The sequence below is a fragment of the Haloferula helveola genome (assembly GCF_037076345.1).
Taxonomy (GTDB): Bacteria; Verrucomicrobiota; Verrucomicrobiia; order Verrucomicrobiales; family Akkermansiaceae; genus Haloferula; species Haloferula helveola.
The window spans coordinates 4,442,756-4,456,186 of the sequence record NZ_AP024702.1; the positions used below are offsets into that span (position 1 = coordinate 4,442,756).

A 13,431-nucleotide genomic window follows, 5' to 3' on the forward strand; every position below is an offset into this window, starting at 1 on the left:
AAGAGGGGGTGCGGGTGAACGTGCCCCCTTTTTCATGCCCAGCCGACGAACCGGGCGGTCAGGCCGCCCGGAACTCCGAAAGCGTCGCGGTCGAACCCGGCTTTCCGAATCCAGCCGAGTGCTGCGACGGTGCCGTCTGAAGACGGGTGCGGAGCGACGCTTGTGATGGTCCCGATTTCGGTTTCGTCGAGGCTCAGCGCGGTCTCCGCAGGGACGCTTGCATCCAACCGGAGGCGGGCCAGTCGCCGATTCAGTTTACCGGCCGACTTTACCCGCGAAAGGACCTCCTGACCGATGTAGCAGCCTTTGGCGTAAGAAATCGCGGTCCGGTCCAAACCTGCCTCCGGAGGAAGCATTCCCTCGCTCAGCTCTTTTCCCCAAGCCGGGATTCCCGCTTCGACCCGCAGGTTTTCCACCACATCAGAGTCGATTTCCTGAACCGCCGGAGCCTCTCCGCCGTGCCACCATTGGTCGAGGCCGTCGCCGAAAACTCCGCGGCTCGCTCGGCGGAATGCCGCTCCGTCGATGACCGAGTCCGCATGGATCCGGGTCCAGCTGCCGGTCAAATCGCTGACTTCCACATCATCGGCGATGAGGTAGCGCTCAAGTCGGTCCCGAAGGCCGGCAACCTGGTCGGGCTGACACGTGATCCACAGCTCTTCGGGGTTTGGGCCGGCGAGCACATGGACCATGAATTGGAGGCGGCCCTTGGCGTCGGTGACACATGATGGCCGTGATTCGTCTCCCAAATCGGCGGTCGACTGGGTGAGCTGTCCGTTAAGATACCGAACCGCATCCGGCCCCCGGAAAGACAGAATACCCGGGGTCTCAGCAGACAGGGCTCGGACCTCGCTCATGGCTTCAGGTAAGGGGCCATCAAGGCGGAGTAGTCGAGATTCGACATTCCCGCCTCGCACAAGGCCGCCATTCGGGCGCTGACGGCATCGATGGCCGGTGTTTCGAGTCCCTCGGCCAACATTCGGACGTAGCGACTGTCCTTGAGCATGTTGTCGAGCGAGAAGTGGGTGGTAAAATCTCCGGTGGCCATCGTCGGCAGCTTCATGCCGGAAAGCACCGAGCCGCAGGCATTCGAGTTCACGGCCTTGGCGAAGGTCTCAGGCTTGATGCCCTGAGCCATCGCCGTGGCCATCGCCTCGGAAAGCGCCTGGACCGTGCAGGCCGAAATCAGGTTGGTGACCAGCTTGATGATCGTGGCCTGCCCCACGGTCCCGCAGGGTATGACCTCCCGTCCGGTCTCAAGCAGCAGGGGGGTGGCTTCATCGATCAACGACATCTCACCGCCTGCGTAGTAGACGAGTTTGCCATCGGCAGCCGCGTCCCGACTGCCCGTGAACGGCGCGTCGAGGAACCTCCATCCGCGGATTTCGGATTGCGACTCGAGCCAGCGGGTCGTTTCGAGATCGACGGTCGAGTGGTTGAGAAGGAGCGCACCGGCAGGAAGAGAGTCCTGTATCGCCTCAATAACCTGCCGCACCGCTCCCGAGTCCTTCAGGTAAAGCGCGGCGACTTCGGCCCCCTCGGCGGCCCCCGCCGCCTGATCGACTTCGCCATCCAGCCCTTTGGGCGTCCGGTTCCACAGCCGGACTTCGTGATCCGGATTGGACTGGAGCCGGGAAGCGGTGCGTGACCCGATGATTCCGAGACCGAAAACTCCGATCCTCACGGACCCACCTCCCGCTTCAGCGCCAGATCCACCAGGTGCCCGGCCTGCTTGTGAATTTCGGAAATCTGCTCCTTCTTCGGAGCTTTGCCGTCTTCAAGGAGCATCTCCGAGCGCATTCCGGAGAGCACGTTGCGCATCTCGACGTAGTTCGGTCGCTCGGCGATCTGGGGCTCCAGCGAACCCACGATTGACGAGTAGTAGTCGGCGATATCCTCACGCATGATCTCCCGCGCCCGCTCGTCGCTGAACTGCTTCTCGACGGCCCCGGAGGCCACATGCAGAGCCCGGATCCAGCCGCCGAGGGAAATCAGGTGGGCCAAATCGGCATCGCGGAGCGTCACGAGTTCCAACTCGACATCCTTCTGGGTCTCCGAGAGCTCCTTCTTGAGTTGATCGACCTCACCCTTCCTGGCCGAGTCCAAGAGGCTTGCGGCGTGGCGATTCACCCGGTCTCCGGCCCCGAGGGCCTTGGCGTAGCGGGTCAGTTCGGACGCCAGATCCTCGACCTTCTTGAGCTCGCCGACCTGAACCACCAGAAACCCGTCGGCGATCAGGAAACCCAATTCGACCGCCAAATCCGCCCGGTTGAGCGGCATTTTCTCAGGTTTCGTTCGCGGGTGGTCAGCCAACGGCAGGGGAGCCAACGATTCCAGCGAGTCGAAGATCCGGGAAATCGAGGGAGCCGTAAATTCGTTGATCGCCAGCTCTTCCCGCACATGGGGGTCATCGAGGAGATCCGCAGGAATTTCGGGTTTGCCGGGAGGAGTCTCGTCCTGAGCTGCCACGGGAAGGCTGGCGGCGAGGGCGAGCATGGTCAGGATGGAGAAGGTGTGGGACACGCCCAGAATCTTGCAGCAAGGCGGCGCCAAAGCAACGCGAATGAGCGCTACAGCCGTGCTCAAGGCTTGACTGGTGGCCCGATTCCTGCTGGCCTCCGGCCCCGGGTTGGCGTTGCGCCCGGCCGCGAGATTCCATCCCAGCGACCGCGCCCGTCCCGCATTTCTTGCGCCGGATGCGTCATTAGGGAAGTCCAGCGGTCGCATCGACCAGCCATCCTCCACCCGAAACCTCGATATGGAACTTTGGTCCTCACCGCTCTGGTATGCATGCTATGTCCTCGTCCTTCTCGGGCTTTCGGGATACGGGATGCATCGGCTCGCAATCGTCTACCTCTACCTGAAACACGCGAGGAAGCAGCCGCAGCCGACCAAGCGTTTCGAGGCGCCGCCGCTGGTGACCGTCCAGCTCCCCGTTTTCAATGAATTGCACGTCGTCGACCGTCTTCTCGATTCGGTTGCAAATCTCGACTACCCGCAGGACCAGCTGCAGATCCAGGTCCTCGACGATTCGACGGATGAGACGACCGAAATCTGTCGGGCCGGCGTCGAGCGCCTCAAGGCCCGCGGATTCGATGCCGAACTGATCCACCGTACCGACCGCACCGGATTCAAGGCCGGCGCGCTCGAAAACGGCACCCGCTTCGCGAAAGGGGAGTATCTATTCATTCTCGACGCCGATTTCGTGCCGAATCCCGACGTCCTGCGGAAGACCATCGATTACTTCGCCGATGACCGCATCGGGATGATTCAGACTCGTTGGGGACACCTCAACCGGACCTTCAACCTGCTGACCCGCATCCAGGCGATGTTCCTCGACGGGCACCTGGAACTGGAGCAAACGGCCCGCAATCGCAGCGGCCGCTTCTTCACCTTCAACGGGACCGCCGGAATCTGGCGCAAGTCGTGTATCGCCGATGCCGGCGGCTGGGAGCACGATACGCTGACCGAGGACATGGACCTGAGCTACCGCGCCCAACTCAAGGGCTGGCGGTTCATTTTCCTCAACCAAGTGGAAACCCCGGCCGAACTGCCGGTCGACATGGACGGCTTCAAGAGCCAGCAGCACCGCTGGACCAAGGGTTCGATCCAAGTCTGCAAGAAGGTCCTTCCTGCCATCTGGCGCAGCAAGGTGCCGTTTGTTGTGAAGATGGAGGCGACGGCCCACCTGACGTCGAACTTCGCCTACCTGATGTTGATCTGCCTGTGCTTCCTGATCTATCCGAACCAGCACGCGGCACCGGATTTCGGACCATTGACCTATTACATCGTCAATGTCCCGATCTTCTTCTTCGCGTCGGTTTCGGTCATCCTCTTCTACCTGACGTCGCAAAAGGCGCTCCGCCCTGATAGCTGGTGGAAAGAGATTCCTTATCTGCCTCTGCTTCTCGCCCTCGGAATCGGGATGTCGATCAACAACGCCAAGGCGGTTCTCGAGGCCATCTTCAACCACCAGTCGGCCTTCGTGCGGACGCCGAAGTACGGCATCGACCAGAAGCGCAAGACCGATTGGAAGAAGAGCAGCTACAAGGCGATGAAGACGCTGACTCCGGTTGTCGAGTTGCTGTTCGGCTTCTTCTTCCTGTTTGTGGTGGTCGAGGCGGCCATCGACGGCCGCTGGTCCTCCGCGATTCTTCTGCTTCCCTTCCCGGTCGGATTCTTTTACACTTCCGTATCATCTTTGGCGCGTCTTCTGCCTTCGGGACGGCAAATGGACGTCCAGACCGCCGAAGTGGACGAAAGCTGATTTCACCCATGAAGCTCGCGATTCTTCGCCACCTCATCTCATCCCTCGTTCTTCTGGCGGCCGCTGTCGGCCTGAGCAGCTGCGGCGCCGGCAAGGATACCCGCAACAAGATGCTCGTCAGCGTTCGCGATCAGCAAATGCTGCTGGTTCGGGATGGCAAGCCGCTCAAGAGTTACACGGTCTCGACCTCGAAATTCGGTCTCGGTTCGCAGAGTGGCAGCAACCGCACGCCTCTGGGCCGGATGGAAGTGGCCCGAAAGGTGGGGGACGGAGCTCCTAAAGGCATGGTTTTCAAGAGCCGTCGGGCGACCGGAGAGGTCCTGAAACCGAATGCGCCGGGCCGCGATCCGATCGTCAGCCGAATCCTCTGGCTGACCGGCAAGGAATCCCACAACCGCAATACCTTCGGCCGCTGCATTTACATCCACGGCACCCCCGAGGAGTGGCGCCTGGGCCGCCCGGCCTCCTACGGCTGCATCCGGATGGGAATGCGCGACGTGATCGACCTCTACAATCGGGTCGGCGAGGGCGCCGAGGTCCGGGTGATCCGGGGTTCGTTGCTGACGACTCGGGAAGGCCGGGAATACGCCCAGAAGCATCAGGACGCCCGATTTCTCGGGATGGCCCAGAATCAGTGATTCCGGGCGTCAGACAAGCTTGACAACCCGGCCGGAATTCCTAAATTCCCGCCCCCGCGCCGGAAACGGTGCTCACGACCGATCTCTCTATTCCTCATGGCCAACCACAAGTCAGCCCTCAAGCGCGTTCGTCAGACCAAGGTCCGCACCGAGCGCAACCGCCAGCGTAAGACCACCATCAAGACTCTTCGCAAGGAGACGCTTGCCGCCGTTGAGGCTGGTGACAAGAAGGCTGCGACCGAGTCGCTTTCCAAGTTCTCCTCGGCAGTCGACAAGGCCGCCAAGAAGGGCCTGATCCACAAGAACAAGGCCGCCAATCTCAAGAGCCGCACTGCCAAGGCGATCGCCGCTGTGGGTTAAGCCATCTCGGGCTTTCCGAATCCCATTTTCCGAAGCGGCCCCGGTTTCCGGTGCCGCTTCTTTTTTGTTCACGCCATGCCTGACTCCTCTCCCTCGACATCACGCCAGCAAAAGGCTGCCGAAATCGCCGCGAATCCCGGCGGCTACAAGGTTTGTGAAGGCTGTGACTCGATTGTCGGGCATCAGGTCGTGCTTTGCCCGAATTGCCACAGCTTCCGCTTCGATGCGGAGCCGGAACGGGTGGTCGAGCAAGCCAATGTGCTCGGCTCGCGTGAGCAGACCTCCGTTACCAGCTCCGATCTGAGCTAGGGGGCTTTCTCCGCTTGACGATCGGGTTCAACGGAAGCGGACCGGCAGCGACTTCTCAAGCTGCTTGAGGATCGCCTCGTGGGCCGCATCGACCTCCTGCGTCTTGAGCGTCCGGTCGCTGGCGCGGTAGAGCATCCGGTAGGCGATGGACTTGCGGTCGGCGGCAAGCTTCTCGCCGCTCGGATCCCGGAATACGTCGAAGCACTCGAAACCGACGAGAAGCGGCTCCTTGCTCTTGCCGAGGGTCTTCTCAATCTCGGCATTCGGGAGATCGGCGGGAGCATCGATCGCGGCGTCGCGGCTTGAGCCCGGGAATTGGGGGAGTTCGGTGATATCGGTCGAGACCGCCGAAAGCTTGCGCAGCTTGGCCAAATCGAGATCGGCCACGAAGACCGGCGTCGCAGCGTCGATCGAACGTTGGCGCGAAGGCGACAGCATGGCGAACGAACCGATGTTCTGCCCTTCTGCCTGAATGTCGGCCCCAAGGACAAATCCCTCGCGCTCGCGAGGCGCGAACTGGAGTGTGCTGCCCGGAAGCAGGGCCTGAATCACCGCCTTGAGGTCGTAGAGGTCGGCGGCCTCGCCTTCGCCCGTCCATGCCGACGGCTGCCGTTCTCCGGAAACCAGGATGGCGAGGCTTTCCGCTTCGAGATCCGTGGCCTTTCCACCACCCGCGTTGCGGAAGAAGCGACCCATCTCGAAGAGCCGTAGGCTCGGGCTGCCCTGACGGATGTTCCGTTCGGCCGATGCGATCAGGCCGGGAACGAGGCTGGGACGGAGAACCGCATGGTCCTCGCTGAGCGGCAGGCTGACCCGGATCGTGTCGCCCTCCCGGAGTGGTTTGATTGGCAACGCGTCCGAGACTTGCGAATCCGAGATCAGCTTGATCGTCTGGCACTCGTTGAAACCAAGTCCGGCCAGACGGTGCCGGAGCCGCATGTCGGCGTCGTAGTCACTGTCCACCGGACTGGAGGGAACGAAGGTTCCGCGGAGGCGCGAGGGCACCGCATCGAGACCCCGCACGCGCACGATCTCTTCGACGAGGTCGATATGGCGCTGGAGGTCGGCACGGAACGACGGCACCGACCAGCGGCCGTCGTCACCTCGGGTCAGCCCGAGGCGGGTCAGGATCGTCGCGGCGTCATCATGGGAAATGCTCGAGCCGGTCAACTGGTCGAGTCGGGCAAGGTCGAGCGCGACCGGCTGGGTGAGCTGGGGGGGGCTTCCCGCGACCATGGTTTCGGCCGCCGCGGAGCCGCCGGCGATCTCAAGGATCAGCTTAACGGCGAATGCGGATGCCGAAACGACCCCGGCCGGATCGACACCGCGTTCGAACCGGTAGGAGGAATCCGAAGACAAAGCGGTCCGGCGCGAGGTGCGCCGGATCCCCGGTGGGGTGAAGTAGGCGGACTCGAGGAGGACGTCGCTGGTGCTCTCAGTGACTCCGCTGTCATTGCCGCCCATCACACCACCCAAGGCCAGGGCGGCCCCGGCATCATCCGAGATGACGCAGTCGTCCGGCTGCAAATCGTAGGACTCACCGTCAAGAGCGGCGAACGATTCGCTATCATTGGCGAGGCGCACCACCAGATCGCCGGACACCTTGGAGGCATCGAACGCATGGAGTGGTTGCCCCGTTTCGTGGAGGACGAAATTGGTGATATCGACGACGTTGTTGATCGGACGCAGCCCAATCGATTCGAGCCGCTCTTTCAGCCATGCGGGGCTCTCCGCTACCGTGACTCCGGAAATCCGGACGGCCGTGTAGTAGGGGCAGGCGTCCTCCGCCTCGATCCGGACTCCGCTGCTGGTGGTCGCTTTCCGCTCCGGGACTTCAAGTTCCTTGAGCGGGACTTCGAGCAGCGTGGCCATCTCGCGGGCCATCCCGTAGTGGCTGAGCAGGTCGGGGCGGTTTGGTGTGACTTCGACCTCAAGAAGCACATCGCGATCGAAAAGCTCCCGCACCGGCCGCCCGATCTCGGCCTCTTCGGACAGAATCATCAACCCGTCCTCGACATCGGTGAGACCGATCTCGGATGCGGCCGCGAGCATTCCCTTGGACTCCACGCCCCGCATCTTCGTTTCGCCGATGACAAAACCGCCCAAGTCGGTTCCCGGCAGACAGCAGGGTACCTTGTCGCCGACCTTGTAGTTCTTCGCGCCGCAGACGATCTGCCGCAGTTCACCTTCGCCGGCATCGACCTGGGTGACCTTCAGTTTGTCGGCATTCGGGTGCTGGACCGCTTCCTTGATCTGGGCGACGACGATCTTGTCCGACGGCACCCCGGTGACGCGGATGTCCTCCACCTCCACCCCTGCGAAGGTCAGGAGTTGATCGAGTTCCTCGGGCGTCTTGCCCTTGAGGTCGACGTGCGTGGCGAGCCAATTGAGTGAAACGTTCATGACGTTGGAGAGTCCGTTGGGGGATCAGGCGAACTGCTTGAGGAAACGGGTGTCGTTTTCGATGAGGAGGCGGATGTCCTTGATGCCCCAGCGGATCATCGCGAGGCGGTCGAGGCCCATTCCGAAGGCGAAGCCGGTGACTTTCTCAGGCGAGTAGGCGTCGTCGTTGCGGGATGCTCCGATGGCATCGAAAACAGCCGGGTCAACCATGCCGCAACCGGCGACCTCAATCCACTTCGGGGCCTGGCCCTTGGCGTGGAGTTTGACGTCGATTTCGAAGCTGGGTTCGGTGAACGGGAAGAAGTGAGGCCGGAAACGGACCTCGGTCGCGGAGCCGAAAAGCTCGTGGAAGAAATACTCGAGCGTCCCCTTGAGATCGCCGAGCGACACATCGGTATCGACGTAGAGTCCCTCGAGTTGGTTGAAGACCGACAGGTGGGTCGCGTCGATCTCGTCCCTGCGATAGGCGGAGCCCGGGGCGATGATGCGGATGGGTGGCGCTTCGGCCTCCATCGTCCGCACCTGGACGCTGGAGGTGTGCGTGCGCAACAATTTGCCCGAGTCGAAGTAGAAGGTGTCTTTCTCGTTCCGGGCCGGGTGATCGGCAGGCGTGTTGAGGGCGTCGAAACAGTGAAACTCGTCCTCGATCTCGGGGCCATCGGCGAGGGCGAAGCCCATCCTCCGGAGAATGCCGACCGCCTCGTCCCGGATCAGGGTGAGCGGATGGAGTGACCCGGTGTGCAGGGAGCGGGCAGGAAGCGTCAGATCGATGCCGGCCAGAGCCTTGGCGTCGGCCTCGGACTGGAGCGCCTCCTTCTTGCCTTCAAGCGCGCCCGTGATCGCCTGCCGGGCGGCATTCAACAGCTGGCCCACCTCGGCTTTCTCCTCTTTCGGCACGTCGCGCATCCCTGCGGAAAGCTTGGTCAGGCTTCCCTGTTTGCCGAGAATGCCCACGCGGGCGTCCTCCAGGCTGCGGATGTCCGCGACGGCTTCGATGCGGGCGAGAGCCTCGGTCTGGGTGGCTTCGATCTGGTCCTTCATGGGCGGCGGGGCGGGAATAGCGGGTGGGTGGCCTGCGGTCAATGGGGCGGGAGGCCGAAGTTGGTTGGATGGTACGAAAAACGCCGCCGGGCGCGGAGGCCGGGCGGCGTTCGGGAGAAGCTTGCTGGAAGGCGCCTCAGGCAGCGGCTTCGCTCTTCTTCTTTTCGAGACCGGCCTTCGCTTGCTCGATGATGGCCGAAAAGGCTTCGGCATCATGCACGGCAAGGTCGGCGAGGATCTTGCGGTCGGCTTCGATGCCGGCTGCATTGAGTCCCTCGATGAAGCGGGAGTAGGTCAGGCCTTCGTTCCGGGTCGCGGCGCTGATGCGCTGGATCCAGAGACGGCGGAACTGTCCCTTCCGCTTCTTGCGGTCACGGTATTCATAGGTGTGGGCCTTGCGGACCGCATCCTTGGCGTAGCGGTAGAGCTTCGAGCGGAATCCGCGGAAGCCCTTCGCACGCAACAGGACGCGCTTGCGTCGGGCGCGGGAGGCCGGGCTGTTGGTTGCGCGTGGCATGTTTCGGTTTCGGGTCGGACGAGCCGTTGGTTATATCTTCCTCCCGCAGTCTCGCCAGTCCGTTCGTACCCTTGCGGGTCAGGCTGCGATGGAGGCCGTCCGAGACGCGGACGGGGGCGTGGTTGTGTCGCTGCGAATCGAGGTTCAGGCGAAGGGAAGGTTTTCCTTCACGTTCTTGATGTCGGCGTCGGAAACGAGCGTCACCTTTCCGAGGTTACGCTTGCGCTTGCGGTTCTTGTTTTGAAGCAAGTGCCGCTTGCCCTGTTTCCGGCGCAGGACCTTCCCGGTGCCAGTCACCTTGAAGCGCTTGGCGACAGCCTTACGGGTCTTTGCTTTTCCTGCGGTTCGAGCCATGGGGCGGCGAAACTAGGAGCTGGCCCGGGGTTGGCAAGGCAAAAGTAGGGGATTCTGACAGGCAATTTGGCCGGCAAAATCGGCCGGATCCGACAGATTTCGGGCAGCTTCAGGCTTTGGGGAAGGTCGTGCCTTGGTTGAGCATGGCGATTTGCCCGAATTCCAAGGCTTCCGAGAGGGTTTGGTCGAGAAAGCGCTTGGCTCGCGCGACGGCCTCAGCGGCATCCATTCCTTGGGCAAAACCCGCGGTCACGGCCGCAGACAGCGTGCAACCGGTGCCGTGGCCGGCCGCTGTCTCGAGACGCGGGCTCCGGAACCAACTTCCTGAGCCCTGCGCCAGAAGGAAATCGGCACATTCGGTACCGGGCAGGTGGCCGCCTTTCAGCAGGACGTCCGTGCCGAAAGTCTCGGAAAGCATCCGGGCTCCCCGTTCGATGTCTTCCTCGCTTTGTAAGGACTCACGGCACAACACCGAAGCCTCATCGAGGTTTGGAGTGATGAGGGACGCCCGGGGCAGCAGGCGGTCGCGGTAAGCGGCGATCGCGTCTTTCTCAAGCAGTGGATCCCCGGTCGACGCGATCATCACCGGGTCGACCACCAAGGGAATATCCGGATACCGGGCAAGGATCTCGCTTACCGCCACGACATGGGGCTTGGAGAAGAGCATCCCGGTCTTGATGGCGGCTACCGGATAGCGATCAAGCAACAGAAGGATCTGATCCTGGAGAACCGCCGGCGGCACGGGGTGGATGGATCGCACCTGATGGGGGGTTTCCGCTACCACGCAGGTGACGGCGGTGAGGCCGAATACCCCGAAGTGCTGGAAAGTTTTGAGATCGGCCTGCAGACCTGCACCCGCCGAGCTGTCGGAGCCGGCGATGGTCAGGGCGATCGGGCATGAGGCCATGGAGCAACGATACCCGCGTTGGTCTCCGGAGAAACCGCGAATTTCGGATTTGGCATTCCGGCCGGTGAAACCTGAAATGCCCGCCAATGCGGGAACTCAAGGAACTGAGGGTGAGTGTCGACGACGTGATCTACATGCCGACTCTCGATGCGCCCGCGGACAAGCCGCATCCGTTTGTCTATTTCATCTCGATCCACAACGAGTCGGACGAGCGGGTAACGATTGAGGGGCGCAAGTGGGTGGTGCAGGAGGGTGAAGAAATGGCGGTCGTCGAGGGCGACGGTGTGGTGGGGCAAACGCCCTCTCTCTCGCCGGGTGAACATTTCTCCTACAACAGCTACCATGTGACGGGTGTGAACGCCGTCGTCGAGGGAGCGTTTTTTGGCAGGACGGAAAGCGGGGAGTGGGTCTTCACCCGGATCCCGGAGTTCCGGCTCGAGGTGCCGGGCTGGGCCTGATCCCTCAGCGGATTGGGGTGAATCCGCGCGGCCTGAGCGCGTGGGTCATCGGTAGGTCGTGGTCCTCGCAGGGCAGTGCCTCCACGAACTGCTCCTCGAAGCCGGTTCCGATGAGCCACGCGTCCGGGCGGGCGCCCGCTAAAGCACGATCATAGTAGCCTTTCCCTCGTCCGAGTCGCGAGCCGTCTCGTCCGAATCCAAGCCCCGGGCAGAGAATCCAATCGAACTCGCCAACCGGGACTTCCTCCGATTCCTGACATGGCTCGGGAATTCCGTAGGCTCCCGGTTCAAGCTGGCAGGCATCGTCCACCCGGTAGAACCGCAGGCAGTCGCCGTCGACCCGCGGGAAGTGCCAGAGGTGGACCGCTGCGGCGGAGAGGCAGGGCGTCAGCTCCGGTTCTCCCGGCAACGCGGCGAAGGTGGCGATCTTCAGAGGTGCGGACGCGGCGAGCGCCGCCTCAAGATGGGTCCGGATCGCCAAGGATTGATCCGAGGGTCCGACGACGGCACGCAAGCGTTCGCGAAGCCACCGGCGCCACGTGGATTTGTCGTCGTCCGATGAGGGAGTTGCCGCTTGCATTCCGGGAAGTGAGGGGGGAACGATAGAAATCGTGATCCGGTTCGGGCAAGTGGTGATTCTTTCGTTGGCGATCTCTTTGCCGGCGCTTCGGGCTGACGAGAAGCCGGCCTTCCAATGGCAGCCACCGAAAGTCGGTGCGGGACTGTTCACCGACGAGCTCGGAATGCTGGATCGCGAGAGGGAGGAGTACGCGACGAATCTCGCGACGTATGCGATCAACCGCGTTGCCGACGCCAAGGCCTCGGTGGCCTCCCTCGCGGAGGCGAGACGGCTGCTTGCGGTTTCTCTCCACCTGTCGCCGAGGAACAAGAAGGCGTTGGTCGCCAACTACCAGCTGTCGCGCGGCATGGTGCCGGAGAAGGTGGAAAGCGACTACAGCGCGGAAGTGCTGGCCCGGTTGCTCTACACCCGCGCACAAATGCTTCGCCAGCAAGGGGGCGCGGACGACCAATTGCTGGCCAGAATGTTCGTTGAGCTCGCCGCCGAGTTCGACCCGAGGAACGAGGACGTGGTCTATGCCAGCGAGATCCAGCGTCTGGATCACGGACGCATCGACTGGAACGACGTGACGGATGTGAAACCCGCTCCCGAACCCGTCGAAACGCCCGATCCGGAGCTGCCCTGATTCGGGCACAGCGGACACTTGCCAGCCGTCGGCCGGGCCGTAGTCTGCGGCCGGACATTCATGAAAATCTGGCTCGATGGTGAACTGGTCGATGAAACGCAGGCGAAGATCTCCGTTTTCGACCACGGACTGCTCTACGGCGACGGCGTCTTTGAAGGCCTTCGCTTCTACAATCGCCGCGTCTTCCGCTTGGAAGAGCACATCGACCGTCTGTTCGCTTCAGCCAAGGCAATCCTGCTGAAAATGTCGTGGAGCCGTGAGGATGTTTGCCGTCATGTCCTTGAAACCATCCGTGCCAACGATCTCGACGACGGCTACGTCCGCTTGGTGGTGACCCGGGGAACCGGCGGGCTCGGGCTCAATCCGCATCTTTGCGAGAAGCCGAGCATGTTCATCATCGCATCGACGATCACGCTCTATCCTGAAGAGTGTTACCGCGAGGGCATGGCGGTCGCGACCTGCGCCACGCGGCGTCCGGCTCCGGGTGCGTTGATGCCTCAGGTGAAGTCGCTGAATTACCTCAACAACGTGATGGCCAAGGTCGAAGCGATCCAGGCCGGTGCGATGGAGGGGGTGATGCTCAACGAGCAGGGTTACGTCGCCGAGTGCACCGGCGACAACCTGTTCCTGATCCGCGACGGAGTGCTTTGCACGCCGCCGGTATCGGACGGCGCGCTCGACGGTATCACGCGACGCGTGATTCTCGAGTTGGCGGACCAGCTCGATGTGCCGGTTCGTGAGGCGTCGTTGACCCGCTACGATATCTTCACGGCCGACGAATGTTTCCTGACCGGATCGGCTGCCGAAGTGATTCCGGTAGCCTCTTTGGACGGTCGCGAAATCGGGAATGCCTGCCCCGGGCCGTTCAGTGAGCGATTCCTCGCGGCATTCCGCGAGCTGACCCAGACCAGCGGCACCCCGATTGACTGACTTTTTCAGGGTGCGGGAATGGTTTTCGTTTCGCATTCCCGC

16 protein-coding genes are annotated in these 13,431 nt (G+C 62.5%); 7 read left to right on the forward strand and 9 right to left on the reverse strand.

Going from position 1 to position 13,431, the window contains the following annotated elements; all coding sequences use genetic code 11:
* Window positions 1-32: 32 nt before the first annotated feature.
* Genes HAHE_RS16720 through HAHE_RS16730 form a run of 3 tightly spaced genes read right to left on the reverse strand, consistent with a single transcriptional unit; the run spans window position 33 to window position 2,523 of the window.
* On the reverse strand, window positions 33-857 hold the full coding sequence (locus HAHE_RS16720) for a hypothetical protein (RefSeq protein WP_338686023.1): 825 nt from the start codon (window positions 855-857) through the stop codon (window positions 33-35).
* Entirely contained in the window at window positions 854-1,684 is an 831-nt protein-coding gene (locus tag HAHE_RS16725) for an NAD(P)-dependent oxidoreductase (RefSeq protein WP_338686024.1), read from the reverse strand. Before HAHE_RS16725 ends, HAHE_RS16720 begins: the two co-directional genes overlap by 4 nt.
* A complete protein-coding gene (locus tag HAHE_RS16730) occupies window positions 1,681-2,523 on the reverse strand; it encodes a hypothetical protein (RefSeq protein ID WP_338686026.1) in 843 nt (280 codons plus the stop codon). The genes HAHE_RS16725 and HAHE_RS16730 overlap by 4 nt, the downstream gene beginning before the upstream one ends.
* Before the next feature lie 235 nt (window positions 2,524-2,758).
* Between HAHE_RS16730 and HAHE_RS16735 the strand changes: the two genes are divergently transcribed.
* The 4 genes from HAHE_RS16735 to HAHE_RS16750 all read left to right on the forward strand — a co-directional run bounded on the left by HAHE_RS16735 (window position 2,759) and on the right by HAHE_RS16750 (window position 5,574).
* Window positions 2,759-4,267 carry a cellulose synthase family protein gene (locus HAHE_RS16735; protein ID WP_338686027.1) on the forward strand — a complete coding sequence of 503 codons (1,509 nt, stop codon included), beginning with the start codon at window positions 2,759-2,761 and terminating at the stop codon, window positions 4,265-4,267.
* Between the two features lie 8 nt (window positions 4,268-4,275).
* Window positions 4,276-4,905: a L,D-transpeptidase gene (locus HAHE_RS16740; protein ID WP_338686028.1), complete on the forward strand. Its 630-nt coding sequence runs from the start codon at window positions 4,276-4,278 to the stop codon at window positions 4,903-4,905.
* 96 nt (window positions 4,906-5,001) lie between these two features.
* Window positions 5,002-5,265 (forward strand): 30S ribosomal protein S20, encoded by a 264-nt coding sequence (gene rpsT, locus HAHE_RS16745; protein WP_338686029.1) that lies wholly within the window; start codon window positions 5,002-5,004, stop codon window positions 5,263-5,265.
* 75 nt (window positions 5,266-5,340) lie between these two features.
* Window positions 5,341-5,574: a hypothetical protein gene (locus tag HAHE_RS16750; RefSeq protein WP_338686030.1), complete on the forward strand. Its 234-nt coding sequence runs from the start codon at window positions 5,341-5,343 to the stop codon at window positions 5,572-5,574.
* A gap of 27 nt (window positions 5,575-5,601) precedes the next feature.
* On the opposite strand, the gene pheT is transcribed toward HAHE_RS16750, so the two are convergent.
* The 5 genes from pheT to thiD all read right to left on the reverse strand — a co-directional run bounded on the left by pheT (window position 5,602) and on the right by thiD (window position 10,796).
* Complete coding sequence (gene pheT, locus HAHE_RS16755) at window positions 5,602-7,977, reverse strand: phenylalanine--tRNA ligase subunit beta (protein WP_338686031.1); 2,376 nt, start codon at window positions 7,975-7,977, stop codon at window positions 5,602-5,604.
* Window positions 7,978-8,001: 24 nt separating this feature from the next.
* Window positions 8,002-9,018, reverse strand: a complete 1,017-nt coding sequence (gene pheS / locus HAHE_RS16760) for a phenylalanine--tRNA ligase subunit alpha (protein ID WP_338686032.1) — start codon at window positions 9,016-9,018, stop codon at window positions 8,002-8,004.
* Between the two features lie 136 nt (window positions 9,019-9,154).
* Window positions 9,155-9,535 (reverse strand): 50S ribosomal protein L20, encoded by a 381-nt coding sequence (gene rplT / locus HAHE_RS16765; RefSeq protein ID WP_338686033.1) that lies wholly within the window; start codon window positions 9,533-9,535, stop codon window positions 9,155-9,157.
* Between the two features lie 144 nt (window positions 9,536-9,679).
* A complete protein-coding gene (rpmI, locus tag HAHE_RS16770; protein WP_338686034.1) occupies window positions 9,680-9,889 on the reverse strand; it encodes a 50S ribosomal protein L35 in 210 nt (69 codons plus the stop codon).
* A 109-nt stretch (window positions 9,890-9,998) separates the two neighbouring features.
* Window positions 9,999-10,796: a bifunctional hydroxymethylpyrimidine kinase/phosphomethylpyrimidine kinase gene (gene thiD, locus HAHE_RS16775; RefSeq protein ID WP_338686035.1), complete on the reverse strand. Its 798-nt coding sequence runs from the start codon at window positions 10,794-10,796 to the stop codon at window positions 9,999-10,001.
* Window positions 10,797-10,882: 86 nt separating this feature from the next.
* On the opposite strand from thiD, the gene HAHE_RS16780 reads away from it, so the two are divergent.
* Window positions 10,883-11,254, forward strand: coding sequence for an ApaG domain (locus HAHE_RS16780; protein WP_338686036.1), 372 nt, complete (start codon window positions 10,883-10,885; stop codon window positions 11,252-11,254).
* A gap of 4 nt (window positions 11,255-11,258) precedes the next feature.
* Here the strand turns inward: HAHE_RS16780 and HAHE_RS16785 are convergent, their stop codons facing one another.
* Entirely contained in the window at window positions 11,259-11,834 is a 576-nt protein-coding gene (locus HAHE_RS16785; protein WP_338686037.1) for a 5-formyltetrahydrofolate cyclo-ligase, read from the reverse strand.
* A gap of 31 nt (window positions 11,835-11,865) precedes the next feature.
* Here HAHE_RS16785 and HAHE_RS16790 point away from each other — a divergent pair, with 31 nt between their 5' ends.
* Window positions 11,866-12,459, forward strand: a complete 594-nt coding sequence (locus tag HAHE_RS16790; protein ID WP_338686038.1) for a hypothetical protein — start codon at window positions 11,866-11,868, stop codon at window positions 12,457-12,459.
* A gap of 60 nt (window positions 12,460-12,519) precedes the next feature.
* Window positions 12,520-13,389 (forward strand): branched-chain-amino-acid transaminase, encoded by an 870-nt coding sequence (ilvE, locus tag HAHE_RS16795; protein WP_338686040.1) that lies wholly within the window; start codon window positions 12,520-12,522, stop codon window positions 13,387-13,389.
* Window positions 13,390-13,431 lie beyond the last annotated feature (42 nt).

What these genes read in the sequence shown, in the direction of transcription:
- HAHE_RS16740 (WP_338686028.1), top strand. Translation starts at nt 4,276, where the DNA reads ATGAAGCTCGCGATTCTTCGCCACCTCATCTCATCCCTCGTTCTTCTG.
- rplT (WP_338686033.1), bottom strand. Translation starts at nt 9,535, where the DNA reads ATGCCACGCGCAACCAACAGCCCGGCCTCCCGCGCCCGACGCAAGCGC.
- HAHE_RS16720 (WP_338686023.1), bottom strand. Translation starts at nt 857, where the DNA reads ATGAGCGAGGTCCGAGCCCTGTCTGCTGAGACCCCGGGTATTCTGTCT.
- ilvE (WP_338686040.1), top strand. Translation starts at nt 12,520, where the DNA reads ATGAAAATCTGGCTCGATGGTGAACTGGTCGATGAAACGCAGGCGAAG.
- HAHE_RS16780 (WP_338686036.1), top strand. Translation starts at nt 10,883, where the DNA reads ATGCGGGAACTCAAGGAACTGAGGGTGAGTGTCGACGACGTGATCTAC.
- pheT (WP_338686031.1), bottom strand. Translation starts at nt 7,977, where the DNA reads ATGAACGTTTCACTCAATTGGCTCGCCACGCACGTCGACCTCAAGGGC.
- HAHE_RS16750 (WP_338686030.1), top strand. Translation starts at nt 5,341, where the DNA reads ATGCCTGACTCCTCTCCCTCGACATCACGCCAGCAAAAGGCTGCCGAA.
- pheS (WP_338686032.1), bottom strand. Translation starts at nt 9,018, where the DNA reads ATGAAGGACCAGATCGAAGCCACCCAGACCGAGGCTCTCGCCCGCATC.
- rpmI (WP_338686034.1), bottom strand. Translation starts at nt 9,889, where the DNA reads ATGGCTCGAACCGCAGGAAAAGCAAAGACCCGTAAGGCTGTCGCCAAG.
- rpsT (WP_338686029.1), top strand. Translation starts at nt 5,002, where the DNA reads ATGGCCAACCACAAGTCAGCCCTCAAGCGCGTTCGTCAGACCAAGGTC.
- HAHE_RS16785 (WP_338686037.1), bottom strand. Translation starts at nt 11,834, where the DNA reads ATGCAAGCGGCAACTCCCTCATCGGACGACGACAAATCCACGTGGCGC.
- HAHE_RS16735 (WP_338686027.1), top strand. Translation starts at nt 2,759, where the DNA reads ATGGAACTTTGGTCCTCACCGCTCTGGTATGCATGCTATGTCCTCGTC.
- thiD (WP_338686035.1), bottom strand. Translation starts at nt 10,796, where the DNA reads ATGGCCTCATGCCCGATCGCCCTGACCATCGCCGGCTCCGACAGCTCG.